Source organism: Arthrobacter sp. BE255, assembly GCF_031457335.1.
Taxonomy (GTDB): domain Bacteria; phylum Actinomycetota; class Actinomycetes; order Actinomycetales; family Micrococcaceae; genus Arthrobacter.
In genome coordinates, this window is record NZ_JAVDWK010000001.1 from 678,100 (window position 1) to 703,843 (window position 25,744).

Consider the following 25,744-nt stretch of genomic DNA (forward strand, 5'->3'; position numbering starts at 1 on the left):
GACCTGTGCCGGAACTCCCGGAAGTGGAAGTGGTCCGCCGTGGACTGGTGAGCTGGGTCCGCGGACGCACGATCACAGCGGTTGACGTACTGGACCCCCGGTCCATCCGCCGCCACGCCCTGGGTACGGAAGACTTCGCCGGAAACCTGGAAGGGGCCACCGTGGCGGATGTCGTTCGCCGCGGGAAGTTCCTCTGGATGCCGCTGATGGACGCAACGGACGCTTCCCCCGCACCCGCTGCTCCCGCCGTCGCCCTCATGGCCCACCTCGGCATGAGCGGCCAGTTGCTGATGCAGGATGCCGCGGCCCCGGACGAAAAACACCTCAAAGTCAGGCTCCGCCTGAGTCCGCGCGACGGCATGCCCGAACAGCTCCGGTTTGTAGACCAGCGCATCTTTGGCGGGTTGTTCGTCACCGCCCTGGTTCCCACGGACGACGGCGGGCCGGGCGGCCTCGCTGAATCACCCCTTCCGCTGATTGCGGAAGAGGCATCCCACATCGCCCGCGACCCCCTCGATCCGGCCTTTTCCTTCGACAATTTCTATCGCCGGCTCAGGAAGCGCAGGACGGGCCTCAAGCGCGCCCTGCTGGACCAGGGGCTGGTGTCGGGGATCGGCAACATCTACGCGGACGAAGCCCTGTGGCGGGCAAAACTGCACTACGCCCGGCCCACCGACAAGCTGCGGCGGGCCGACGCGGCGCAGCTCGTGAGCAGCGCCCGTGACGTCATGCTGGACGCCCTGGCGGCCGGCGGGACCAGCTTCGATTCGCTGTACGTCAACGTCAACGGCGCCTCGGGCTACTTCGACCGCTCCCTTAACGCCTACGGGCGGGAAGGTCAGCACTGCGGCCGCTGTGCCGCCGTCGGAATTAATTCCCCGATCCGCAGGGAACAGTTCATGAACCGCTCCTCCTACACCTGCCCTGTTTGCCAGCCGCGTCCCCGGAACGGGCGCTGGTAGCGGGTACGCAAAGTCTGCGGATTCTGCGGTTCCGCAATGTGGATTCCGTTGACAGACTGGGGCCATAAGAACCGGCAGACCGCCTTGCGGCGGCTGCCACGCCCCAGCCCATCAGCAGGAACCAGGCAGCCCTTGTACCTTTCGATGTCGGACCGCACCGGCGGCCAGAAGGACTCCCAGGCCGAGCTGCCGGCCGCCGCCGCCACGGCGTTCCGGCTGTCCCCGGTGATCATCTGGCTGGGGATCGTCAGCATGATGACGGATATCTCCTCAGAATCGGTGGCAGCCATCCTGCCGCTGTACGTGACCGGATTCCTGGGACTGTCCACCATCGCTTTCGGAATCATCGACGGCATCAACCAGGGCGCCAGCGCCATCGTGCGGATAGCCGCAGGCTGGGTCTCGGACCGCACGGGGCAGCCCAAGCGCATAGCGGTGGCCGGGTACGGCCTCTCCATGGTGGCCAGGATCGGGTTCCTGTTCGCGGGTGGCTTCTGGACCATAGCCGGCATCGTCACCGGCGACAGGATCGGAAAAGGCATCCGTACGGCTCCGCGCGATGCACTGATCTCCGAAGCGGCGCAGCCGGAGCACCTGGCGAGGTCGTTCGGGGTCCACCGCATGCTGGACAGCGTGGGTGCCGCTACCGGGCCACTGCTGGCGTTCCTCGTCCTGGTGCTGATCCCCAACGGCTTCAGCACGGTATTCATCGTTTCATTGGCCTTCTCGGTCATCGGCGTCGCCGTGCTGGTCCTGATCGTCCCCGGCCGCAGGCGCAGTCCCGCCGGCCCGGCCAGTGCAGCGGGCCGTCCGCGTTTCCAGTGGTCCCGTTTGCGCTGGGGCACGCTGAAGGAGCAGGGCCTGGCCCGGCTCGTGCTGACGGCCGGGCTCCTGGGCCTCCTGACCATTGGCGACGGGTTCATCTACCTGCTCCTCCATGACCGGGGCTCCTTTGCAGCCCAATGGTTCCCGCTGCTCTATGTGGGAACCAATGTTGTTTTCCTCCTGTTCGCCATTCCGCTGGGCAAGCTGGCGGACCGGTGGGGACGGATCCCCGTTTTCCTGGGCGGCCACCTGGCTCTGCTGGCCTGCTACGTCCTCGCAGCCCTGCCTTTCGGCGGCCTGGGTGCAACCGTTGGCTGCCTGCTCCTGCTCGGCGTTTTCTACGCGGCAACCGATGGCGTCCTTGCCGCCATGGTCAGCCAATTGAGCAGGGCTGAGAACCTGGCGACGGCGCTTGGCACCGCGCAGACCGTCGTGGCCCTGAGCCGGATGGCGGCAGCCGCCGGGTTCGGGGTTTTGTGGTACTTGGTCGGGCCTGTAACTGCCGTGCTGTGCGTGGCCGGCCTGCTGGCGGCGGCTCTCGCAGCGGGCACGGTCATGCTTGGCGGGGCCCGCCGAGGGGCGGCCGCACCGTGAGCCGGGGAAAGGGGCCACAGCCCGCTCAGCGACCACTGAAGCCTGCAGACCACGGATCCGTTGCCACCCTCCCCGCGCGCGGGGCGGTTCCTGCTGACGCTCCGGCAGCCGCAGCCTTGCCGGAATCCGGCATGCGGCGGCGGTGGCTCATCCTCCTGGCAATTGTCGTGCTGGTGGCTGCGGGCGCGTCCGTGTTCACCGTTTCAGCGTTCCAGGCGGCTAAAACCAGCCAGCAGGCGGGCTCGCCCGTAGCCACCGTTGCGGCGGAAGGGCTGCCGGCCGCCCCCTTTGTGATGTTCCGGAACACGGCTCCCGGACAGGGCTTCGGGCAGGCGGCAACCGTCCTGCTGGCCGACCCAACAGGCCAGCGCGCGCTCAGCGGCCACAGCTGTGACCGTGTGTATGCGGTGATGAACCTGGTGAGCTGCCTGAGTACAAGGAATGAGATCCCCACCAAATTTGAGGCCACCGTTTACGACCGCTCACTGGACCCCGTCGAATCGTGGGCCCTGGGAGGCATTCCCAGCCGTACCCGTATCAGCGCCGACGGGTCCCTGCTGGCAAGCACTGTGTTTGTGTCCGGGCACTCGTACGCCGCAGCAGGGTTTTCCACGGAGACCGTCATCCGCGGCCGTGACGCCACCGTGCACGGGAACCTTGAGGAGTTCGCCCTCATTTCCGGCGGAACCCAGATCAAGGCGTCGGACCGCAACATCTGGGGCGTGACCTTCGTCCCGGGCCAGCCGGACGCGTTCTATGCCACAGCCTCTTCCCAAGGAAAGATCTGGCTCGTGCGGGGAAGCCTGCAGGACAGGACCCTGACGGTGACCGCTACTGGGATCGAGTGTCCATCGGTCTCGCCGGACGGAACCCGAATCGCCTACAAAAAGAGTGTTTCCGGAACGCTCGTCGGCCATCGCAACATCGCGGTGCTGGACATCGCCTCGGGAACGGAAACCGTCCTCGCCGAACAACGGGATATTGACGACCAGCTGGAGTGGCTCGACGCCGATACAGTGGTCTACGGCGTTCCGCGGGATGAGTCCGGCCAGGACAGCGACGTTTGGTCCCTGGCCACCGATCCGGCGGCGCAGCCCTCGCTCTTCATCGAACATGCCTGGTCCCCGGCGGTGGTGCGGCAGTAGCCATCACGGCCGGGAACTGGCGCAAATCCGTGGAAACCCGCAGTGACGCAGTAGATTTGGGGCAGCAGAGCAGCCGCTTCAGCCACTCAGGAGACCAGAACCACCTTGCACCTCAAAAGCCTTACCGTCCGGGGGTTCAAGTCGTTCGCGTCAGCCACCACCTTCGACTTTGAACCCGGGGTCACCGCTGTGGTGGGGCCGAACGGTTCCGGAAAGTCCAACGTGGTGGACGCGCTCTCCTGGGTCATGGGAGAACAGGGAGCCAAAACGCTGCGCGGCGGCAAAATGGAAGATGTCATTTTCGCCGGGACCTCCGGACGGCCCCCGCTCGGGCGGGCCCACGTCTCCCTGACCATCGACAACGCTGACGGGGCACTCCCGATCGAATACAGCGAGGTCACCATCTCGCGGACCCTCTTCCGCACCGGGGGTTCCGAATACGCCATTAATGGTGCCAGCTGCCGGCTGCTCGATATCCAGGAGCTGCTGTCCGATTCCGGCCTGGGCCGGGAAATGCACGTAATCGTCGGCCAGGGCCAGCTGGACAAGGTCCTGCACGCCACTCCTGAGGACCGCCGCGGCTTCATCGAGGAGGCGGCAGGGATCCTGAAGCACCGCCGCCGCAAGGAAAAGACCGTCCGCAAGCTGGAGGCGATGCAGGCCAACCTCCAGCGCCTGAGCGACCTGACCGGCGAGATCCGGCGGCAGCTCACCCCGCTGGGCAAGCAGGCCGACGTGGCCCGCCGCGCCCAGCGGGTCCAGTTCGACGTCCGCGACGCACGTGCGCGGCTGCTCGCCGATGACCTGGTCCGGCACCAGGTGGCACTCGACAAGGACGTGGCCGACGAGGAGGCGCTGAAGGCCCGCCGCAGCGTCGTCGAGCAGGAACTTGAATCCGGGCGCAGGAAACAGGCCGCGATGGAACAGCTTGCAGCAGAGGCCACCCCGCTGCTCAACGCGGCGCAGGACACCTGGTACAGGCTGTCCGCAGCGCGCGAACGGCTGCGTTCCCTTGGCTCGCTGGCCCAGGAACGCGGCCGCCTGCTTGGAGCGGTGGACGCTGAGCCGTACTCCGGGCGGGATCCTGAACAGCTCGAACGGCAGGCTGCCCGGGTCCGGGACGAACTGACGGAACTTGACCGCCACATCCTGAACAGGCGCAGCGCCCTGGAATCAGCGACCGCCGCCAAGACCGGGGCGGAACAGGACGCGGCAATCGAGGACAAACGGCTGACCGCTGTCCTCCGTGCCGCTGCGGACCGGCGCGAAGGCCTGGCCCGGCTCGCCGGCCAGGTCGGCGCTGCGCGGTCGCGGGTGGAATCCGCCCAGGCGGAGCTGGGCAGGCTCCGTGAGTCGCTCGCCGCGGGGCAGGAACGCCGCCGGAAGGCCCAGTCGGAGTTCACCGCTTTGGAGACACAGGTTGCGGGGGTCGAGGAAGGCGAGGAGAGCCTCGACGCCGACTATGAGGACGCCAGCGCCGAACTCGACGCCGTCCGCGAGGAGATCTCCGCCCTGACCGCCGCCGGCGCGGAGGCGGTCCGCGAACGCGACGCCCTGGTGGCCAGGCGGGATGCGCTCGAGCTCGGACTCAACCGCAAGGACGGCACAGCGCATGCGCTCAACGCCGGACTGGACGGCGTCGTTGGCACGCTGGCATCGGACCTCACCATCAGCCCCGGGTATGAAACGGCGATTGCCGCCGCCCTCGGCGACGCCTCCGAAGCGATAGTGGTCAGGGACCCGGCTGTGGCGGCGGAGGTTATGCAGTTCCTGAAGGACGACGACGGCGGGCGCGCCTCCCTGCTGCTGGCGTCAGCTGCCGTGCAGCAGCCGGCCCCGGTGACGGAAGCGTTGCCTCCGGGTGCGCGCTGGGCCGTTGACCTTACCTCCGCGGTGGAGGGCACCAGCCCCGCCGTGGCGGCGCTCCTGGCGGGTGTGGCCGTAGTGGAGGACCTGGGCGGCGCCGGTCAGCTCGTTGCCCAAAGGCCGGACCTGACGGCCGTGACCCGGGCGGGGGACGTGTTTACCGCGCTGACGGTCACCGGCGGGTCGGCGAAGGCGCCGTCCCTGCTGGAGGTGCAGGCCGCCGTCGACGACGCCGGGACCCGGCTCGCCGCTGTCACCGCCGACCTGGAACGGAACAGGTTCGCGCTGGCCGGCGCCGAAGCCCGGCGCACGGCAGCACAGGCGAGGGCCGAGGCCGCCCTGGACCGCCTGCACGAATCGGACGCCCGGCTCGCCGCGGTCGCCGAGCGGCTGGGCCACTTGAACTCCATCCTGCGCAGCGCCGTGGGGGAGAGCGACAGGATTGCCGCCTCACTCGCCAAAGCCGAAACCAACGTGGCCAACGAGGAAGAAGCGCTCGCCGCCATCACGGAACGGCTGGCCGCGGCGCAGCAGGCCCCGGCCGAAGAGGAACCCTCCACGGAACACCGGGATGCCCTGGCCCTGGCAGCCTCGCAGGCGCGTTCAGCGGAGATGGAAGCCAGGCTGTCGCTGCGCAGTACGGAGGAGCAGCTGACGGCCACCCGGAACCGGGCACTGTCGCTGGAACGGGCCGCCGCCACCGAACGCAGGGCGCGGGAAGAAGCCGCCGAACGGGCCCGCCGCCGCCGGATCCAAGCGAGGCGGGCCGCCGCGGTGCAGGCGGGCGCGGAGCTGGCCCTGCGTTTCATCGATGTGTCCGTGGAACTGGCCAGGCATGAACGCGACCTCGCCGAAGAGAACCGCGAACAGCGCGACCGCGCCCTGCAGGAGATCAGGACCGCCAACGACGCGTTCGCCCGCGAGCTGGCAGAACTGACGGATTCGGTCCACCGGGACGAGCTTGCGCGGGCACAGCAGCGGGCGCGGATCGAAGCCCTCGAAACCCGCTCCATCGAGGAACTCGGCATCACCCCGGACCTCCTGGTGGCTGACTTCGGCCCCGACGTTCCCGTGCCTGTCCCTGCAGATGAAACCGAGGACAAATGGGCAGCCCTCCGGGCACCCGTTGACGACACCGGCGCTCCGGTGGTGGAAGGCAAACCCTTTGTCCGGGAGGAGCAGGAGAAACGCCTCCGGAAGGCCGAAAGGGACCTGTCTGCCCTGGGAAAGGTCAACCCGCTTGCCCTGGAGGAATTCGCCGCTCTGGAAGAACGGCACCAGTTCCTCAGCACCCAGCTGGAGGACCTCAAATCCAGCCGCAAGGACCTGCTGGACATCATCAAGGAAGTGGACGACCGTGTCCAGCGGGTCTTCGCCGAAGCCTTTGAAGACACCCAGGCCCAGTTCGTCCGCGTCTTCGCCCGCCTCTTCCCCGGCGGCGAGGGCCGCCTGGTCCTGACAGACCCGGCAGACATGCTCACCACCGGCATCGAGGTGGAGGCGCGTCCGGCCGGCAAGAAGATCAAGCGGCTCTCGCTGCTCTCCGGCGGCGAACGCTCCCTGACAGCGGTCGCCCTGCTGGTAGCCATCTTCAAAGCCCGGCCCTCGCCGTTCTACGTGATGGACGAGGTTGAAGCGGCCCTTGATGACACCAACCTGGGCAGGCTCATCACCATCTTCGAGGAACTGCGCGAGTCCAGCCAGCTGATCGTGATCACGCACCAAAAGCGGACCATGGAAGTGGCTGATGCGCTGTACGGCGTCACCATGCGCGGCGACGGCGTCTCCACCGTCATCAGCCAGCGACTCGGTGCCGAGGTGTAACGTTCCCGCACGTGGGAGCCGGATGCGCTGAACATCAGGGGGAAACGTTGTGAGAAGCTAGGGGAGTGAATGACATCCTCCCCATTATTCTGTCCATAGTTGCTGCCCTGGCGGTTATTGGTGGGTTGATCCCGGTCCTGCTGAAGACGCGGAAGAACATCACCCAGTACCCGGGCACCCGCGATGCCAACGATCCGGTCACTCCGCAAGGCGGGGGGACACTGCTGGAGGACGCCCCCGTGGCGCCGGCGGAACGGACCGCCCCTGCCGGCGTCGACCTCGACGGGCTGGAAACTGCCGATGTCCCTGACAACGCGGCAGGCCTGGAAACCATCCAGGTGGAGACCCCGCTTCCCGTTGCGGGCCGGCTGACCCGCCTGCGCGAACGCCTGGTCCGGTCCAACAACATCCTGGGCAAGGGCCTGCTGGCCCTCCTCTCCAGCGACAAGATTGACGAGAACGTCTGGGACGAAGTCGAGGAAACCCTCCTCCTGGCAGACCTCGGAACCGAACCCACCATGCAGCTGGTGGATGCCCTGCGCGAACGCGTCAAAGTCCTCGGCACGCGGACCCCGGAGCAGGTCAAGGCGCTGCTGCGGGAAGAACTCATCAAACTGGTGGATCCCACCATGGACCGCAGCCTGAACACCACCCGCCACGCGGACAAGCCGGCCGTCGTCATGGTGGTTGGGGTCAACGGCGTCGGCAAAACCACCACGGTGGGCAAGCTCGCGCGCGTGCTCGTCGCGGAAGACAAAGACGTGCTGCTCGGTGCGGCGGATACGTTCCGCGCCGCGGCCGCGGAGCAGCTGGCCACGTGGGGCCAGCGGGTGGGAGTCCCCACCGTGAAGTCCGACGTCGACGGCGCCGATCCTGCGTCCGTCGCCTATGAGGCGGTCAAGGCCGGCATCGACCAGGAAGTCGACGTTGTAATGATTGACACCGCCGGGCGGCTCCAGAACAAAGTGGGGCTGATGGACGAGCTTGGCAAGGTCAAGCGTGTCATCGAAAAGCTCGCCGAGGTTGATGAGGTGCTGCTCGTCCTGGATGCCACCACCGGCCAGAACGGACTCAACCAGGCACGGGTCTTCTCCGAGGTGGTCAACATCACCGGCATCGTGCTGACCAAGCTGGACGGCACCGCCAAGGGCGGGATCGTCGTCGCCATCCAGAAATCGCTCGGTGTGCCCGTCAAGCTCATCGGCCTTGGCGAGGGCGCCGACGACCTCGCCCCCTTCGAGGCCGAGGGCTTCGTCGACGCGCTGCTGAACTGACGCTCCATCGAGGGGTGGGGTCCTGCCGCATAGCCACTGGCGCACAGCCGAGGCTATGGCGGCGGGATCTCACCCCTCGTTGCGTTTAAGCGGTTCACGGGTGATGGACCAGCTGGCCGCTGCCACGACCAGGATGGCGCCCGTGACGCCGAACGCCCAGCCGTAGCCCAGCCGGTCCGCAAGCACACCGGCCAGGATGGGCCCCGCAATGGCGCCGATGTCCGCTGTCATCTGGTAGACGGCCAGGACCTTGCCGCCGGAGCGGCCGGAGCCGATCACGTCCGCGACCGCGGCCTGCTGCGCCGGCCCCAGCAGGCCGGAACCGATGCCGGCCAGCGCGGAGGCCAGCAGGAACCAGCCCAGTTCGTGCGTGAAGCCAATGGCGGCAGTGGCCACGCCGGTGACGAGCAGGCCCGTGACCATCATGGGCTTGCGGCCCAGCGAATCGGCGAGACGGCCGGAGAAAGTCAGAGCCGCAGCGTTGCCCGCGGCGAACACTGCCAGCGCAAGTCCCGCCGCCTCCGGCCCCGCACCGAGGGCCGCCACGGCAAACAGCGGAACCGTGGCCATCCTGACGCCGAACGTTGCCCAGCCGTTCGCAAAGCTGGAAAACAGCGCCGACCGGTAGGCGCCGACGCCGAGGGCATCTGCCAGCCGCATGTCGGGATTCCGCCCCTGCCCGTGGCCGGCCTCCCTGCGCTCATGGCTCAGCTGTGTCTGGACGACGGCGGCGGCGACGACCAGCGCCGCGGCGTACGCGAGGAAAGGCACCCGAAGGCCAAAGCCTGCGAGCAGGCCGCCGACGATCGGGCCGCAGACATTCCCGACCAGGAACGCCGAGGCGTAGGCGCCGGACACCCGGCCCCGGCTCTCCGGCGGCGCCAGACGGATCACCAGTGCCATGGAGGCCACGGTAAACATGACCGAACCGATTCCGCCCAGGCCGCGGAACAGCAGCAGTTGCCAGTAGCCCTGCGCGAAGGCGCAGGCTGCAGTGGACGCCGCCACGATCAGGAGTCCCGCAACATAGACCGGGCGTTCACCCCACCGTGCGATCAGGGCCCCTCCGGCCGGGGCGAAGACCAGGCGCATCAGCGCGAAGATGGCCACGATGACAGCGGCCTCGGTATTGCCGACTCCGAAGGTTGTGGCGAATTGTGGCAACACGGGCGCAACAAGCCCGAATCCGAGTGCAATAAGGAACGCCGCGGCCAGCATCACCTTGATGTCGCGCGGAAGTTTGTCCTGCCTTGGCCGCCTCAGGCCCGGAATCCGCGACGTGGCGCCGCTCACAGGGGGTGTAGACGTCATGGGGCCGGCGATCCTGCGCTTTCGGTTACGGGTGGCTTGCAAGAGTGATGAAACATAACCGTAACAAGCCAGATATGCACCATTTACTTCCTAGAGGTTGTTGTAACAAACGCGCAATCTAAATCCTCCGTGGGCGAAACACAGCGCGACCAGACTCTTCATAGGACGCAAAAGGCGTTGGCAGGCGGAGAGATCCGCAGTATCGATCTGAGAGAGGACGTGCACCATGGAACTTACCGCAGGTCACGTATGGCTCATGGTGGCGGCAGCACTCGTGCTGTTTATGACACCGGGTCTGGCATTTTTCTACGGCGGCATGACGCGCGCCAAGGCCGCACTGAACATGATGATGATGAGCTTCATCTCCATCGGCATGGTCGGTGTTGTCTGGGTTCTCTGGGGTGCATCGATGAGCTCCGGCGAAGGATTCCTGCAGATTGTCGGGAACCCGTTCGCAACATTCGGGCTCGAGGGGATCACCACCCCTGACGGCCTCATCAAGGTCGGCTACGCCGCGACCTTCGCCATCATCACGGTTGCCCTGATCAGCGGCGCGATCGCTGACCGCGCCAAGTTCGGCGCCTGGACCGTGTTCGTCCCCGTCTGGGTCACGCTTGTGTACTGCCCGCTTGCCTACATGGTGTGGGGCGGCGGACTCTTCGGCCCCGAAGGTGCAGTGGGCCAGGCGCTCGGCCCGGCCATTGACTTCGCCGGCGGCACCGTGGTGCACATCAACGCCGGCGTGGCAGCACTTGTACTGGTGCTCATCATCGGCAACCGCCGCGGCTTCGGCAAGGACCCGAACCACCGCCCGCACAACATCCCGTTCGTGATGCTCGGCGCAGCCATCCTGTGGTTCGGCTGGTTCGGCTTCAACGGCGGCGCCGCCACCACTGCTGAGCAGGGCGGCCTGATCTGGATCAACACGCTCGCAGCCCCGGCAGCGGCAATGCTCGGCTGGCTCATCACCGAACGTATCCGCGACGGCCACCCCACCTCCCTCGGTGCCGCCTCCGGTGTGGTTGCCGGCCTGGTTGCCATCACCCCGGCCTGCGCCAACGTCAGCCCGGTCGGCGCGCTCGGCCTCGGCGTGGTCGCCGGTGTCGCGTCCGCCCTTGCCGTCGGCCTCAAGTTCCGCTGGGGCTTCGATGACTCCCTCGATGTTGTGGGTGTCCACCTCGTGTCTGGCATCATCGGCACCGTCGCACTGGGCTTCATCGCCCTCCCCACCGACGGCGTGGGCGGCGGCCTCTTCTACGGCGGCGGAGCCACCCAGCTTTGGGCCCAGCTGGCAGCAGCCGGCATCGCCATCGCCTACTCGGCCATCCTGACCGCCATCATTGCCCTCGCCATCCACAAGACCATGGGCTTCCGAGTCTCGGATGAGCAGGAAGTGGTGGGTGTTGACCTGAGCCTGCACGCCGAAACTGCTTACGAGTTCGGCGTCGGCGGCCACGGCGGCAGCTTCCAGCCCCTTCACGAACTGATCACCGGCAAGGGAGCTCCGGAAGAGGGCGCGACCGCCGGCTCCAAGAAGACAGAATCAGCAACAGGTAAGGAAAGCGTGGGGGCATGAAACTGATCACAGCAATCGTCAGGCCGGAGAAGCTCGAATCCATCCGGGAAGGCCTGGAAGCCTATGGTGTCCAGGGTCTGACGGTCAGCGCGGCGAGCGGCTACGGCCGGCAACGCGGATACACGGAGGTGTACCGGGGAGCCGAATACAACGTGGACCTCCTGCCGAAGATCAGGGTTGAGGTGCTGGCCACCGACGAGCAGGCCGACGACATCCTCGATGTCATCATCGCAAGTTCCAACACGGGGCGCGCAGGTGACGGCAAGGTCTGGACCATGGATGTTTTCGAAGCAGTCCGGGTCCGCACCGGGGAGCGCGGCGTAGCAGCAATCTAGCCGCCGGCAGGGCGCCAGACGCAAAGAGCGGGCAGGAACCTGGAAAGGTTACCTGCCCGCTCTTGTTGTTTGCCCTCTTACTTTTCCGGCTCCGATCCGGGCCAGTCCGCAGGACCTGACGACCCGGCGTCGTACTCCTGCAGGGGCGCCGTGCCCCGCGACCAGGCCTTGAAGACCGGTTCCACAATCCGCCAGCAGTCCTCGGCAGTGTCCCCGCGGACGGACAGCAGCGGGTCGCCGTTCAGGACGCCCTCCAGCACTTCGCCGTAGGGGAGCAGCTCGGAGGCATTCAGCCCCGCGTGGAGGGTTGCACGGTCGAGGCTGAAAATGTCGCCGGGGCCGTTCACATCGACGTCGAGGTCCAGAGTGTCCGGTCCAAAGCCGATCCGCAGCCGGTTGGGGGCGTCCACGCCCGTGAAACCGACAGGCAGATGGGGGACGGGGCGGAACGTCACCACCGCTTCCTTGCGTTTCGCGCCCAGGGCCTTGCCGGAGCGCAGGATGAACGGGACGCCCCGCCAGCGCCAATTGTCGATCGCCACGGTGACTTCCGCGAGCGTCTCGGTTCCGCGGGACGGGTCGACGCCGTCCTCCTTGGCGTAGTCCGGAACCTGCTTGCCTGAAAGTTCCCCGGCGGAATATCGCGCCCGCCGGGTGGACTGCGCGTACGGTGCCTTGATGCTGCTGGCGCGGAGCAGGGTCGAGACGGCGTCGCGCAGGTCGCGTTCGCCGATCGTGGCCGGCGGTTCGATGGCCAGAAGCGCCATGATGTGCAGGAGGTGGCTCTGGACCATGTCCCGCAGGGCGCCCGCATTGTCGTAGTAGCGCGCCCGCCCCTCCAGTGCGAGGTCCTCGTCGAAGATGATCTCCACCTTCTCCACATGCTCACGGTTCCAGACCGGTTCCAGGAAGTTGTTGGCAAATCGCAGGCCCAGGATGTTCAGCACCGTTGCCTTGCCGAGGAAATGGTCCACCCGGTGGATGTGGTCTTCGGGGACCAAAGCCGTGAGTGTCCGGTTGAGGGAGCGGGCGGATGCCTCGCCCGATCCGAACGGCTTCTCCATGACCAGGCGCGTCCCGGCCGGTACCTGGCCGGGCTTAAGGGTTTCACAGGCCCGTTGGCTGACCTGCGGGGGAAGGGCGAAATAGACGGCGGCCGGCGCGTCCAGGGAAGCCAGCAAGGAGGCGAGCGGCCCGTCCGCTGTGACGTCCAGCTGATGGTAGGAGGTGCCGGCCGCCATGGCCGCCAAAGCCTTCCGTCCGGCGGCGTCGGCGGACTCGGAGGCGGCGGCGAAGGCGTCGTGGACCCGCGCCTGCCACTGTTCCGGAGTCCACGCATCGGAGCCGGCCCCCACCAGTTTGAGGCCCTCAGCCCGTCCCTTCGCCACAAGCCGGGCGAGCCCGGGAAGCAGCAGCCGGCCCGTGAGATCGCCGGAAGCACCAAGAATGAGCAGGGTTTTTACAGTCGTTAGGCTCGTCACCTAAGCCAGCATGCCATCTTGAAGGTCCGTCTTGGTACCCTAGATAGTCGAGTCCCGTCGCCGAAGCAGTTGGAAACAACAGCCGAGGCGCTGGTGTGCCGCAGGGCCGCCATCCGTCCATCCACTGAAAGAAGTGCACGGCGCGTGTTCAATTCACTCTCTGACCGGTTGACAGCAACCTTCAAGAATCTCCGTGGCAAGGGCCGCCTCACCGAGGCCGATGTCGATGCCACAGTCCGGGAGATCCGCCGCGCCCTGCTGGATGCCGACGTTGCCGTTCCGGTGGTGCGCGAATTCACTGCCCGCGTCCGCGAGCGGGCCCTTGGCGAAGAGGTCTCCGGCGCGCTGAATCCCAGCCAGCAGATCGTCAAGATCGTCAACGACGAACTGGTGGAGATCCTCGGCGGCGAGACCCGCCGGATCCGCCTGGCCAAGACCGGCCCCACCGTCATCATGCTCGCCGGCCTCCAGGGTGCCGGTAAGACCACCCTTGCCGGCAAGCTCGCCAAATGGCTTAAGGCGCAGGGCCACAGCCCCATCCTGGTCGCCTGCGACCTTCAGCGGCCCAACGCCGTCACCCAGCTCCAGGTGGTGGGCAAGCGTGCCGGCGTACCGGTCTTCGCACCCCACCCCGGCGCCACGCACGAGCTCGAGCACCCCGCGGGTGATCCCGTGGCGGTGGCCCGCGCCGGTGTCGAGGAAGCCCGCCAGAAGCTCCACGATGTGGTGATCGTTGACACCGCCGGACGCCTGGGCGTCGACGCCGACATGATGGAACAGGCACGGCAGATCCGCCGGGCCATCGTTCCCAACGAAGTGCTGTTTGTCATCGACTCCATGATCGGCCAGGACGCCGTGAACACGGCGGTCGCCTTCGATGAAGGTGTCAACTTCACCGGCATCGTGCTCTCCAAGCTCGACGGCGACGCCCGCGGCGGTGCCGCCCTCTCCGTCGCGTCGGTCACCGGCAAGCCGGTCATGTTCGCCTCGACGGGCGAAGGCGTGGACGACTTTGAGCTGTTCCACCCGGACCGGATGGCATCCCGCATCCTGGACATGGGTGACGTCCTCACCCTGATCGAGCAGGCTGAAAAGAACTGGGACAAGGATGAAGCGGCCCGGATGGCGAAGAAATTCGCCGACCAGGAAGACTTCACGCTGGATGACTTCCTGGCGCAGATGCAGCAGATCCGCAACATGGGCTCCATGAAGAAGATGCTGATGATGATGCCCGGAGCGCAGAACATCCGCCAGCAGCTGGAGCAGTTTGATGAGCGGGAGATCGACCGCGTCGAGGCAATCGTCCGGTCCATGACGCCGCACGAGCGTGTCGCCCCCAAGATCATCAACGGCTCCCGCCGGGCACGCATTGCCCGCGGCTCGGGCGTGCACGTCTCCGAAGTCAACGGGCTGCTGGAACGCTTCGCCCAGGCCCAGAAGATGATGAAGAAGATGGCCCAGGGCGGCGGCATGCCCGGTATGCCGGGCATGCCCGGCATGGGTGGCCCCGGCGGCGGCGCACGCAAGGGCGCCAAGAACGCCCCGAAGAAGAAGGCCCGGTCCGGCAACCCGGCCAAGGCAGCGCAGGAACTCAGGGACGCCGAGGCCCGGCGCGCCGGAGCGGCGAAGGCCCTCCCCACGGGGGCGGCCTTTGGCCAGCAGTCCGGCGACTTCGATCCTTCGCAGCTCAACCTGCCCAAGGGCTTCGACAAGTTCCTCGGCAAATAACCACGTCCCCCAACTGGCTCGCAGTTAATGCTCCCAAACGCGCGTTTCGGTGCGTCAACTGCGAGTCAGTTGGGTCAGTCCGGCTGGATGCGGGGGCCGTGGAATAGGGTTGGGTCATGTTCAAGCAGAGGGTAGTGTTCGTGCACGGCGCCGGAAGCTTCGGCTCGGCTGCCTGGCCCCGGCAGCACGGCATGGCCCTGGCCTACGACGCCCTGTTCCTGCGGCGTCACGGCTTCGATCCTGTGGCTGAACCGATGGAATCGTCCTTCGCCGAGGACACCGCGATCATCCTGAGGTCCCTCGCCGACGACGGCCGGGGCGCCGCCGGCGGCCACATTGTGGCGCATTCCCAAGGGGCGATCTCGGCGATGATGGCAGCCGTCGAACGTCCGGACCTGGTGTATTCGCTGACGCTGGTGGAGCCGGCGTGCCTGTCCCTGACGGCGGAACTGCCGGCGACGGCGGCGCACCGGGAACTCATGCAGCCGCTCTTTGATGTCCGCCACCAACTGGCTGATGAGGATTTCCAGCGGGAGTTCATCCGCCGCGTCTACGCGGCGGACCTCGAGGAGCCGGCCACGCAGGAGGAAAAACGGGCCGCGCGGCGGCTCCGGCTTCAGGCTCCCTCCTGGGAAGCGCCGCTGCAGATCGTTCCCGGAGTCCCCACCCTGGTCCTGACGGGCGGCTGGGAACCCCTTTACGAAGAGATCGCCGGGTACCTCAGGGAAACAGGCGCCCTGCACCGCCATGCTGCGGGAGGTCACCGCCCGCAGGATTCCCCCGAAGGCGACCGCTACGTCCGTTCCTTCATAGCCGATGTCAGCCGGCGGCGGCAGCCCAGGGCGTCCTGACCCGCGTACTTTGTTGAGGTGCACCCCGTCCGGCCAGCCCCCAAATGCCAGCCGGACGGAGCCTCAAGCCCGCTAGCGGCGGGCGGCTTGGGGTACCTCCAGGTCAGGCAGGTAGACCTTTCCGCCTGCCGCGAGGAACTCCTCGCTCTTTTCGCGCATCCCGGCCGCCATTTCCGCCAGCGCGGCCTGTGATTCCGCTGAACCGTACTCATCCCGGATGTCCTGGCTGATCCGCATGGAGCAGAACTTCGGGCCGCACATGGAGCAGAAGTGGGCCGTTTTCGCCGGCTCGGCCGGCAGCGTCTCGTCGTGGAAGGCTTCCGCGGTCACCGGGTCCAGGGACAGAGCGAACTGGTCCCGCCAACGGAACTCGAACCGGGCCTTGGAGAGGGCGTCGTCGCGTTCATGCGCGCCGGGGTGTCCTTTGGCGAGGTCGGCGGCGTGGGCGGCGATCTTGTAGGTGATCACGCCGGTCTTTACATCGTCCTTGTTCGGCAGGCCGAGGTGTTCCTTGGGCGTGACGTAGCAGAGCATCGCCGTGCCATAGCGGGCGATTTCCGTGGCGCCGATGGCCGAGGTGATGTGGTCGTAGCCAGGTGCTATGTCCGTCACCAGCGGCCCGAGCGTGTAGAAAGGGGCTCCCTTGCACAGCTCCTGCTGGCGTTCCACGTTCTCCCGGACCAGGTGGAACGGCACGTGGCCCGGGCCTTCCACCATCACCTGCACATCGAATTCCCAGGCCCGCTGGGTCAGTTCAGCGAGGGTGTCCAGTTCGGCGAACTGGGCGGCATCGTTCGCGTCTGCCGTGGCACCCGGCCGCAGTCCGTCGCCAAGCGAGAACGCGACGTCGTACTTGGCGAAAATTTCACACAGCTCGTCGAAGTGCGTGTACAGGAAGTTCTCCTGGTGGTGGGCCAGGCACCAGCCGGCCATGATGGAGCCGCCCCGCGAGACGATGCCGGTGACGCGGTTGGCCGTCAGCGGCACATAACGCAGCAGCACGCCGGCGTGGATGGTCATGTAGTCCACGCCCTGCTCGCACTGCTCAATCACGGTGTCGCGGAAGACCTCCCACGTCAGCTTGTTGGCCTCGCCGTTGACCTTCTCCAGCGCCTGGTAAATGGGCACGGTGCCGATGGGCACGGGGGAGTTGCGGATGATCCATTCACGGGTGGTGTGGATGTCATCCCCCGTGGAAAGGTCCATGACAGTATCGGCGCCCCACTGGGTGGCCCACTGGAGTTTGTCCACTTCCTCGGCGATGGAGCTGGTCACAGCCGAGTTGCCGATATTGGCGTTGATCTTCACCAGGAAGGCCTTGCCGATGATCATCGGCTCGGATTCAGGGTGGTTGATGTTGTTGGGGATGATCGCACGTCCCGCGGCCACTTCGCTGCGGACCAGCTCCACGTCACAGTTTTCGCGGAGGGCGACGAACTGCATCTCCGGAGTGATGAGGCCCTCCTTCGCGTAGTGCATCTGGGTGACTGTCCGGCCTTCGACGGCGCGGCGGGGCACCGGCTGAGCCCCTTTCCACTCCGCGGACGCAGCGCCGCGGCGCACGGCCGACTTGCCGTCGTCGAGCAGGTTCCGTTCCCGGCCGCTGTAAGGCTCCGTATCGCCGCGGGCCGCGATCCACTCTGAGCGGAACGGGTTGAGGCCCACCACCGGATCGCTGCCCGGGCCGGCGGTGCGGTAGGTCCGGAAAGGACCGTTGGCCTCGCCGTTGGGCGAGGGCTCCAGCGCGATCTCGGTCACCGGCACGCGGATTCCGGTGGCTTCGTCGTTGATGAATGCCAGCGAGTGCGACTTCAGCGACTGGGTTTCAGATGCCCCGGCCTCATTTTGGGCAGGGATCAGCTGTGTTTCTTGTGTACTCAATGAATACTCACTTCCTTCGCCGGCATTACCCGGACAGGTTCAACGGTCGCAGGCTGCGTCAGCCCGATCTCAGCCCCTGCAAGGGCTCCCGTGTGGTCTAGAAGAAGCTACCACAGGTCCGGGCGGGGCGTCCTTGCCGTGACCACCGCACCGTCTTCCGCGGATTAGGCTGGTGCCATGGCCGGAATCATCGAATTCAGCGGAACTGTGCTCACCGGACCGTTCCAGGAACGGCAGGGGCTGTGGTCCGTCGACGGCCGCCTCACGTTCCACCGGCCCGCCACCGCACCGGATGTTGTGCTCGACGGCTGGGTCCTCCCCGGGTTCGTTGATGCCCACTGCCACATCGGCCTGGGACCCGGCGGCGCCGTGCCGGATGAGGTGGCCGAAGAACAGGCCCGCACCGACCGCGACGCCGGCACCCTCCTGGTCCGAGACGCCGGCGCGGCGAGTGACACCCGCTGGCTGCAGCAGCGGCATGACATGCCCAGGCTCATCCGTGCCGGGCGGCACATTGCCCGCTCCCGGCGCTACCTGCGGGACTTCGCCGTCGAAGTTGAGCCTGGGGGCCTGGTCGAGGCGGTGCGCAAGCAGGCACGGGCCGGCGACGGCTGGGTCAAACTGGTGGGGGACTGGATCGACCGCGACGCCGGCGACCTCGCGCCGTCGTTTCCCGACGCCGTCGTCCGCGACGCCGTGCAGGCGGCGCACGACGAGGGCGCCCGCGTGACCGCCCACTGCTTCGCCGAAGACACCCTGGACCAGATGCTCGACGCCGGCATCGACTGCATCGAGCACGCCACCGGACTGCTGCCCCGCCACCTTCCGCGGCTCGCCGGGCAGGGCGTGCCCATTGTGCCGACCCTGATCAACATCGACACCTTCCCGGACATCGCCCGCCAGGCCGAAGCCAAATTCCCGCGGTACGCCGCCCACATGCGGGCATTATGGGAGCGCCGGGCCGAACGCATACTGGAAGCATTTGAGGCCGGCGTGAAGATTTATGCCGGGACGGACGCGGGAAGCGTGATCCGGCACGGGCGGATCGCCGACGAAATCCTGGCGCTGCACCGGGCGGGCCTTCCGCCGGCGGCGGCGCTGGACGCAGGCTGCTGGGGCGCGCGGCGCTGGTTGGGTGCTGACGGGATTTCGGAGGCAGCCGGCGCGGACGTGGTGGTCTGCCGGGAAGACCCGCGGCAGGTGCCTGCCACGGTCGCCTCGCTCACGAACGTTGTGTTGCGCGGAGAACTGATCCGCTGACGGTTGAAGATCACACCGGCGCCACTGGGAATAAATTGAAGCTTCAAGTAATTTAGAAGAGTAGAGGCCACCGAAACCCGGCGGCCACCGGACCGGGAGTTTTCGATGACCGCAGAATCCACCAGCCAGGACCTTCTACCTGCCGAGCTCACCATGGGCACGGTGATGCTGAAGGTGGGCAACGTGAAGCTCATGACCGACTACTACCAGCGCGCGCTGGGCCTCGACGTGGTGGCCGAACAGGACGGCGGCCTCTATCTGGGCCGCCTCGGAAAGCCCCTGGTCCATCTCGCCGCCGGTCCCGGGCTGAACCTTCCCGGCAGGGGAGAAGCCGGCCTGTTCCACACGGCCCTGCTCTTTGAGGACCAGGCAGCCTTGGCGGCCACCGTCGCATCCGCGGCCCAATACGAGCCGCGCTCCTTCACCGGCAGCGCGGACCACCTGGTCAGTGAAGCCTTCTACTTCAACGATCCGGAGGGCAACGGAATCGAACTCTACTGGGACCGGCCGCGCAAAAACTGGTCGTGGAACGGGACTGAGGTGGTCATGGACAGCCTGGCCCTGCCTCCCCAGCGCTACCTGGAGCAGCACCTCACCCAGGAGTCGGTCGAGGGCCAGCAGCGGACAGCCGCGGGAGTGGGGCACGTCCACCTCCAGGTCGGCGACGTCCATACCGCCCAGGACTTCTATGTGGGAACGCTGGGGTTCGAAAAAACCGCAGGCTGGCACGGGCAGGCGCTATTTGTCTCAGCCGGCCGCTACCACCACCACATGGCCATGAATGTCTGGAACAGCCGCGGCGCCGGTCCCCGGAAGGACACCCTCGGCCTGGGTGAGGTGCTCATCGAAGTGCCGTCGGGAGACGACGTCGGAGCACTTGCCGACCGGCTGAAAGTCGCCGGGGTGGCCAGCCACCACACCGGAGCTGAATTGCGCTTCGAAGATCCCTGGCGCAACCGCATCCGGGTCGCCGTCCGCTAGCCGGGTGCGGCGGCCGGATGTGCGCCAGGCGGTGTACTAGGCTGAGTCCGAACGGCCGGGGCAGCCCGTGAAGCTGCCCGCCAGGGCCGCACCGTCGACGGAATGAGGGCGATTCCCATGGGCTTCACCGAAATCTTTGTTTCAACCCACGACGCCGCGCTGAAGCGTGCCGGGATCCTGGATGACGGCGGTTCCCCCGACACTGCCGGTCTTCGGATCCCCGGGATCAGCGACTTCGAGATTGAACAGCTCGGGGATCTCGCCGGCGCTGCCGTGCACGCCGGGGGAGCAGACTACGAGCTGGCCATGGTTGACGTGGCCAGCGATTCGCTGCTCGGGGTTCCGCCTGCCATGGTGCGTGCGCTGGCGGAACTGCTCAGCTACGAAACTGAAGGCGAAGGCAATGTTCTGGACGATGTCGCCGAACAATGGGCGGCCCAGGACGACATGCCGTTTGGTGCGTCAGAGGCCAGGAAATACGTGCAGCAGCTCGCGGAGCTGGCGGGTGCAGTTGACGACGCCGACCGCACCGGGCTGTACGTCTGGTCCTCCTGAGGCTCCTGCTGCCCTGCCGCAGGGCCGGCGGATCCGCGCCAAGTCGAAATCCGGGCCCTGATCTGGCACAATAAACAGGTACTCGATCTGCGTGGCCCCTCTCTCCGCGTCCGGATCCTGTCCTTCGAACCCTCAAGTATGGCCCGCCCCACGGGTGCAGAACGTCGGGTTCACCCCTTTTCTGAAACAGGAGTGACCACAAAAGTGGCCGTAAAGATTCGCCTTAAGCGCTTTGGCAAGATGCGCGCACCGTATTACCGCATCGTCGTTGCAGACTCACGCACCAAGCGTGATGGCCGTGCAATCGAAGAAATCGGCAAGTACCACCCCACCGAAGAGCCCTCATACATCGAGGTTGACTCCGAGCGTGCCCAGTACTGGCTCGGCGTGGGCGCACAGCCGTCCGAGCAGGTTGCCGCGATCCTCAAGATCACCGGTGACTGGCAGAAGTTCAAGGGCCTCCCGGGCCAGGAAGGCACCCTGAAGACCAAAGCTCCGAAGGTTGCCTTCGTTGCTCCGGAGAAGGGTTCCGTGATCATCCCGGAAGCGATCACCAAGAAGTCCAAGCAGTCCGACGCCCCGGCCGAGGCCGAAGCAGAGACCACCGAGGCTGAGTAGATTGCTGGCTGAAGCGCTCGAACACCTGGTCCGCGGAATCGTTGATTCCCCGGAAGACGTCAAGGTCACCTCGAAGAACAACCGCCGTGGGGACACCCTCGAGGTACGCGTTCATCAGGACGATCTCGGACGGGTGATCGGCCGTCAGGGCCGCACGGCACGCGCATTGCGCACGGTTGTGGCGGCACTGGCCGACGGCGAACCGGTAAGGGTCGACGTCGTCGACACCGACCGCCGCCGCTAAAGCGCTCGGCACTATCAGTCTTTTGCTCCGGCCCTTCCACCAACGGTGGAGGGGCCGGAGTGCTTTCACCATCACGCCTAATCCGGCACAACCATGAACAGAGGAACAGATGCAGCTTCAGGTGGCACGAATCGGCAAACCGCATGGAATCCGCGGGGAAGTGACGGTCCAGGTGCTGACTGACGCGCCGGCGGACCGGTTCGTTCCGGGCACCGAGTTCGTGGTGGAACCCGCTTCGGTTGGTCCCCTGACCGTGGTCAGTGCCCGCTGGAACAAGGACATCCTGCTCCTCGCCTTCGACGCGATCGAGACCAGGAACGAAGCGGAGACCCTCCGCGGGGCCAAACTGTTCATCGAAACCGAAGAGCTGGACGAAGATGACGACGAAGGCTGGTACGAGCACGAGCTGGTGGGCCTCGAGGCCCGGGTCGGCTCACAGGTGGTAGGCAAGATCGCGGCCCTGCACACCATGCCCGTCCAGGACCTGCTGGTGGTCGAAGCCCCGGACGGCAAGGAAATCCTGATTCCGTTCGTGGAACAGATCGTCCCCGAGGTCAACGTCGCCGAAGGGTTTGTCCTGTTGACTCCGCCGGACGGCCTGTTTGACGTCAACGCCGACGACGCCGGTGCCGCCGGACCGGGGGACGACGCGTAGATGAGAATCGACGTCGTCAGCATCTTCCCGGAATACCTGGCGCCCCTGGAGCTGTCCCTTATCGGCAAGGCCCGCCAGGATGGCCTGCTGGACCTGCAGGTCCATGACCTGCGCGAGTTCACCACGGACAAGCACCGTTCCGTGGACGACACCCCCTACGGCGGTGGCGCCGGGATGGTGATGAAGGCTGAACCGTGGGCACAGGCCCTGGCGTCCGTGGCCGAGGCCAGCGAAGGCAAGGCGGCCAAGCCCGTGCTGATCGTCCCGTCGCCTGCGGGGGAGCGCTTCAGCCAGGCCCTTGCGTACGAGCTGGCCGAGGAGGATCAGCTCGTCTTCGCCTGCGGACGCTACGAGGGCATCGACGAGCGGGTTATCGAATGGGCGGAGGATCACTTTACCGTGCGGCCCATGAGCCTGGGGGACTACGTCCTGAACGGCGGCGAAGTGGCCGTGCTGGCCATGGTGGAGGCCATTGGCCGGCTGCTGCCCGGTGTTGTCGGCAACCCCGATTCCCTGGTGGAGGAGTCACACTCGGACGGGCTGCTTGAATACCCCGTCTACACCAAACCCTCCGTCTGGCGGGACCGCGAAGTGCCGGCCGTACTCCTGAGCGGCAACCATGGGAAGATCGCGCAATGGCGCCGCCATGAGCAGTTCCGCAGGACGGCCGAGCGCCGTCCCGACCTGCTGGATACGTTCGACGCCGGGAAGCTGCCCCGCGCGGACCGCACGGCATTCGCGGACCTGGGGTACGACGTCGTCGGCGGCCGTCTCCGTCCCCGGCCCGACGCGCCCAACTGACGGGTGCACGCCATCGGCCGGGATTGGCTGTAAGCCGCCGGATGTGGCAAAATTAGTCCTTGTGTCTGCTGGGTCCGCACCTGCTACAGGGGGAGCGCAACCAACAGCCGGACACCCCGGGACCTTCAATCAGTGAAGGAACCGGATCCACTTAACTTTCGGCGGTAATTCCCGGTGCTTCCGGGCTTGCCCGCCGTGACCCAAAGTGAATGACCTGTGGCGTTCACCAGGAGTGCAATCATGCATATTCTCGATTCCGTAGATGCAGCCTCGCTGCGCACCGATGTTCCTGTCTTCCGCGCGGGTGACACCCTCAAGGTCCACGTGAACATCATCGAAGGCAAGAACTCCCGTGTCCAGGTATTCCAGGGCTTCGTCCTGGGCCGCCACGGCGACGGTCTTCGCGAAACCTTCACCGTTCGCAAGGTCTCCTTCGGCGTCGGTGTGGAGCGTACCTTCCCGGTGCACTCCCCGATCATTGAAAAGATCGAGGTCGTCTCCAAGGGTGACGTACGCCGCGCGAAGCTGTACTACATGCGCGACCTGCGCGGCAAGGCTGCGAAGATCAAGGAAAAGCGCGACTTCCAGCCCAAGAAGTAAGTCCCCGGACCTACAAGGCAGGGCCACAGCCGTACCAGGCCGGCGCCGGAGCCATTCGCAACAGCGCCCCAGGATATGGATTCATGGACCAGACAAAACGCCAGCCCAGAAGAATGGGCTGGCGTTTTGCGTTCCTGGCGCTCCTGCTCGCCCTAGCCATCAGCGGACTCGTCCGCTCACTGTGGCTGGACGTCTACTACATTCCCTCGGAGTCCATGGAACCGCTCCTGCAGGGCGGAGACCGCATCCTCGTGTCAAGGACGGACTTCAACGCAGAACCCGTCGGCCGGGGTGACGTTGTGGTCTTTGACGGGCGGGGCACCTTCGCGCCGCTGAACAGCGGCAAGGGTCCGCTGGCCGATGCGGCGGCGGCCGCCGCCCAGTGGCTTGGCCTGGCCGGGAGCGACACCACCTACGTCAAGAGGGTCATCGGCCTTCCCGGCGATACTGTGATCTGCTGTGACCAGGATGGAAAGATCACAGTAAACGGGGCGCCGCTGGACGAACCGTACGTCTTCCCGGGGGACACCGCCAGCCGGCAGGCGTTTACCGCAGTAGTGCCGGACGGGCGGCTGTGGCTGCTCGGGGACCACCGGTCCCTGTCCGCTGATTCCCGCAGCCTGCTCGGCGCTCCCGGCGGCGGCATGGTGCCGCTGGACAGGGTGATCGGCCGGCCGGTCCAGATTGTCTGGCCGCTTGATAGATTTGCTGCAGTATCACGGCCGCAGCAGGCAGGACCAACAACAGAGGACGGACAGTAGATGCCCGAGAACCACGCCAGGATCCCTGATTCGGGCCATGAGGGCGGCCCGGATGCACCGACCGCCCACGCTGCTGCCGACACGGACGAGGCCGGCGCCGCTTCGGAACCCGCTCCGGCTGCAGGCCAGGACAGGGCTCCCGCCAGTCCGGGCGCCGGAAAGCATTCAGCCGCTCCCCGCGCTGAGCCTTCCGCTCCCGGTCCCGTACTCATCTGGCTGAAGGAAATCGCCACCGTGGTGGTCATCGCCGTGGTGTTGTCATTCCTGATCAAGACGTTCCTGTTCCGGGCGTTCTATATTCCGTCCGAATCCATGGTCAGCACCCTGGACGTCAACGACCGCATCTTCGTGAACCTGCTCGTGCCCGAACCGTTCGCCCTGTCCCACGGGGATGTGGTGGTCTTCCGTGACACCCAGGGCTGGCTGTCGGCGGCGCCGGAAAAGACCCAGGGACCGTTCACATGGGTCCAGGACGGCCTGACGTTCGTGGGCCTGCTGCCGGACAATTCGGAGCAGCATCTCGTCAAGCGCGTCATTGGCCTGCCCGGGGACCACGTGATCTGCTGCGATGCCGGCGGTAAACTGACCATCAACGGATCCCCGATCGACGAAGGCTACGTCAACGGCGCCGAAGTCCCGCAGATCCGCAACTTCGATGTTGTTGTGCCGGAGGGAAAGGTGTGGGTCATGGGTGACAACCGCAACCATTCCGCTGATTCCCGCGCCCACATGGAGGCCAACGGAGGCTTCGTCAACCTGGCCGACATCGAGGGCAAGGCTGCGGTGATCGCGTGGCCGCTGAACCGGCTCACGGTCCTCGACAACTACCCGGACGTTTTCAAGAACGTGCCCGCCGGGAAATGACGGTGTCCGCAGCCTCGCCCGTCGCGCCAGCCAAGGCTGCCGCGCGGCCTGCTACGGGCCCGCGTTCCAAAGCCCCCACCCTGCGCCACGAACGCACGTTCAAGGCGCTCGGCGCCCGGTATCTTGCCGGCGTCGACGAAGTGGGGCGCGGTGCGCTGGCCGGCCCGGTGAGCGTGGGAATCGCCGTCGTGGACCTGTTGACCCAAAAGCCGCTCACGGGGGTGCGCGACAGCAAACTGCTCAGCCCGGCCGAACGGGAGCGGCTGGAACCGTTGGTGCGCAAATGGAGCGTCGCTTCGGCGGTGGGGCATGCCTCGGCTGCGGAGATCGACGCGCTGGGCATCATCGCCGCCCTGCGGCTGGCCGGCACCCGGGCGTGGACTGACGTCCTGGCCGCCGGGATCACCCCTGACATCGTCCTCCTCGACGGCAGCCACAACTGGCTCTCGCCGGAGGGGCAGCTGTCCCTGTTTGATGACGCGCCCAGTGGCCCAGGCTGCGACGCGCCCGTCCACACCCGGGTGAAGGCGGACATGCAGTGCCTGAGCGTTGCGGCGGCCAGCGTGATTGCCAAGGTCGAACGGGATCAGCAAATGCGCGAGCTGCACGCCGAGTTCCCTGATTTTGGCTGGGACATCAACAAGGGTTACGCCACGTCGCTGCACCGTGACGTGCTCCGGGCGGCCGGCCCGACCCCGTACCACCGCGTGAGCTGGCGGCTGCTGGGCGGCGAACTCTGACTCCTGCCGTCC

23 protein-coding genes and 1 riboswitch are annotated in these 25,744 nt (G+C 66.6%); of the genes, 20 read left to right on the plus strand and 3 right to left on the minus strand.

Annotated features, from left to right (window positions below; genetic code table 11):
* Window positions 1-5 precede the first annotated feature (5 nt).
* The 5 genes from mutM (at window position 6) to ftsY (ending at window position 8,490) form a co-directional block, all read left to right on the plus strand.
* The gene (gene mutM, locus J2X42_RS03155; protein ID WP_310162027.1) at window positions 6-962 is read left to right on the plus strand and encodes a bifunctional DNA-formamidopyrimidine glycosylase/DNA-(apurinic or apyrimidinic site) lyase; all 957 of its coding nucleotides are present in this window, start codon (window positions 6-8) and stop codon (window positions 960-962) included.
* A 132-nt stretch (window positions 963-1,094) separates the two neighbouring features.
* Window positions 1,095-2,381, plus strand: coding sequence for an MFS transporter (locus tag J2X42_RS03160; protein WP_310162029.1), 1,287 nt, complete (start codon window positions 1,095-1,097; stop codon window positions 2,379-2,381).
* A 131-nt stretch (window positions 2,382-2,512) separates the two neighbouring features.
* On the plus strand, window positions 2,513-3,526 hold the full coding sequence (locus J2X42_RS03165) for a hypothetical protein (protein WP_310162031.1): 1,014 nt from the start codon (window positions 2,513-2,515) through the stop codon (window positions 3,524-3,526).
* Window positions 3,527-3,631: 105 nt separating this feature from the next.
* Complete coding sequence (gene smc, locus J2X42_RS03170; RefSeq protein ID WP_310162032.1) at window positions 3,632-7,216, plus strand: chromosome segregation protein SMC; 3,585 nt, start codon at window positions 3,632-3,634, stop codon at window positions 7,214-7,216.
* 65 nt (window positions 7,217-7,281) lie between these two features.
* On the plus strand, window positions 7,282-8,490 hold the full coding sequence (ftsY, locus tag J2X42_RS03175) for a signal recognition particle-docking protein FtsY (protein ID WP_310162034.1): 1,209 nt from the start codon (window positions 7,282-7,284) through the stop codon (window positions 8,488-8,490).
* Between the two features lie 69 nt (window positions 8,491-8,559).
* Here ftsY and J2X42_RS03180 read toward each other — a convergent pair whose 3' ends face one another.
* On the minus strand, window positions 8,560-9,801 hold the full coding sequence (locus J2X42_RS03180) for an MFS transporter (RefSeq protein ID WP_310162036.1): 1,242 nt from the start codon (window positions 9,799-9,801) through the stop codon (window positions 8,560-8,562).
* 226 nt (window positions 9,802-10,027) lie between these two features.
* Here J2X42_RS03180 and J2X42_RS03185 point away from each other — a divergent pair, with 226 nt between their 5' ends.
* Both J2X42_RS03185 and J2X42_RS03190 read left to right on the plus strand, forming a co-directional pair.
* Entirely contained in the window at window positions 10,028-11,377 is a 1,350-nt protein-coding gene (locus J2X42_RS03185; RefSeq protein ID WP_310162038.1) for an ammonium transporter, read from the plus strand.
* Complete coding sequence (locus tag J2X42_RS03190) at window positions 11,374-11,712, plus strand: P-II family nitrogen regulator (protein ID WP_131131786.1); 339 nt, start codon at window positions 11,374-11,376, stop codon at window positions 11,710-11,712. Before J2X42_RS03185 ends, J2X42_RS03190 begins: the two co-directional genes overlap by 4 nt.
* Before the next feature lie 77 nt (window positions 11,713-11,789).
* Here the strand turns inward: J2X42_RS03190 and J2X42_RS03195 are convergent, their stop codons facing one another.
* Entirely contained in the window at window positions 11,790-13,193 is a 1,404-nt protein-coding gene (locus tag J2X42_RS03195) for a glucose-6-phosphate dehydrogenase (protein ID WP_310162042.1), read from the minus strand.
* 144 nt (window positions 13,194-13,337) lie between these two features.
* On the opposite strand from J2X42_RS03195, the gene ffh reads away from it, so the two are divergent.
* Together ffh and J2X42_RS03205 are read left to right on the plus strand one after the other, a co-directional pair.
* Window positions 13,338-14,921, plus strand: a complete 1,584-nt coding sequence (ffh, locus tag J2X42_RS03200; protein WP_310162043.1) for a signal recognition particle protein — start codon at window positions 13,338-13,340, stop codon at window positions 14,919-14,921.
* 116 nt (window positions 14,922-15,037) lie between these two features.
* Window positions 15,038-15,772, plus strand: a complete 735-nt coding sequence (locus tag J2X42_RS03205; RefSeq protein WP_310162045.1) for an alpha/beta hydrolase — start codon at window positions 15,038-15,040, stop codon at window positions 15,770-15,772.
* A gap of 72 nt (window positions 15,773-15,844) precedes the next feature.
* On the opposite strand, the gene thiC is transcribed toward J2X42_RS03205, so the two are convergent.
* On the minus strand, window positions 15,845-17,653 hold the full coding sequence (gene thiC, locus J2X42_RS03210) for a phosphomethylpyrimidine synthase ThiC (RefSeq protein ID WP_310162047.1): 1,809 nt from the start codon (window positions 17,651-17,653) through the stop codon (window positions 15,845-15,847).
* Window positions 17,648-17,755, minus strand: a riboswitch (TPP riboswitch). Its footprint overlaps the gene before it by 6 nt.
* Window positions 17,756-17,830: 75 nt before the next feature.
* On the opposite strand from thiC, the gene J2X42_RS03215 reads away from it, so the two are divergent.
* The 11 genes from J2X42_RS03215 to J2X42_RS03265 all read left to right on the plus strand — a co-directional run bounded on the left by J2X42_RS03215 (window position 17,831) and on the right by J2X42_RS03265 (window position 25,732).
* Window positions 17,831-18,913, plus strand: coding sequence for an amidohydrolase family protein (locus J2X42_RS03215; protein WP_310162050.1), 1,083 nt, complete (start codon window positions 17,831-17,833; stop codon window positions 18,911-18,913).
* A 105-nt stretch (window positions 18,914-19,018) separates the two neighbouring features.
* A complete protein-coding gene (locus J2X42_RS03220) occupies window positions 19,019-19,894 on the plus strand; it encodes a VOC family protein (protein ID WP_310162054.1) in 876 nt (291 codons plus the stop codon).
* Window positions 19,895-20,011: 117 nt separating this feature from the next.
* Window positions 20,012-20,449, plus strand: a complete 438-nt coding sequence (locus J2X42_RS03225) for a hypothetical protein (protein WP_310162193.1) — start codon at window positions 20,012-20,014, stop codon at window positions 20,447-20,449.
* A 204-nt stretch (window positions 20,450-20,653) separates the two neighbouring features.
* Window positions 20,654-21,067, plus strand: coding sequence for a 30S ribosomal protein S16 (rpsP, locus tag J2X42_RS03230; protein ID WP_131131794.1), 414 nt, complete (start codon window positions 20,654-20,656; stop codon window positions 21,065-21,067).
* Window position 21,068: 1 nt separating this feature from the next.
* Window positions 21,069-21,311, plus strand: a complete 243-nt coding sequence (locus J2X42_RS03235; RefSeq protein ID WP_066292169.1) for an RNA-binding protein — start codon at window positions 21,069-21,071, stop codon at window positions 21,309-21,311.
* A 109-nt stretch (window positions 21,312-21,420) separates the two neighbouring features.
* Window positions 21,421-21,966 carry a ribosome maturation factor RimM gene (rimM, locus tag J2X42_RS03240; protein ID WP_310162063.1) on the plus strand — a complete coding sequence of 182 codons (546 nt, stop codon included), beginning with the start codon at window positions 21,421-21,423 and terminating at the stop codon, window positions 21,964-21,966.
* Window positions 21,967-22,767, plus strand: a complete 801-nt coding sequence (gene trmD, locus J2X42_RS03245) for a tRNA (guanosine(37)-N1)-methyltransferase TrmD (protein ID WP_310162065.1) — start codon at window positions 21,967-21,969, stop codon at window positions 22,765-22,767.
* 240 nt (window positions 22,768-23,007) lie between these two features.
* Window positions 23,008-23,367 (plus strand): 50S ribosomal protein L19, encoded by a 360-nt coding sequence (rplS, locus tag J2X42_RS03250; RefSeq protein WP_131131797.1) that lies wholly within the window; start codon window positions 23,008-23,010, stop codon window positions 23,365-23,367.
* An 83-nt stretch (window positions 23,368-23,450) separates the two neighbouring features.
* Complete coding sequence (gene lepB, locus J2X42_RS03255) at window positions 23,451-24,128, plus strand: signal peptidase I (protein ID WP_310162067.1); 678 nt, start codon at window positions 23,451-23,453, stop codon at window positions 24,126-24,128.
* Window positions 24,129-24,992, plus strand: coding sequence for a signal peptidase I (lepB, locus tag J2X42_RS03260; RefSeq protein ID WP_310162068.1), 864 nt, complete (start codon window positions 24,129-24,131; stop codon window positions 24,990-24,992).
* Entirely contained in the window at window positions 24,989-25,732 is a 744-nt protein-coding gene (locus tag J2X42_RS03265; RefSeq protein ID WP_310162070.1) for a ribonuclease HII, read from the plus strand. The genes lepB (J2X42_RS03260) and J2X42_RS03265 overlap by 4 nt, the downstream gene beginning before the upstream one ends.
* The last annotated feature ends 12 nt before the right edge of the window (window positions 25,733-25,744 follow it).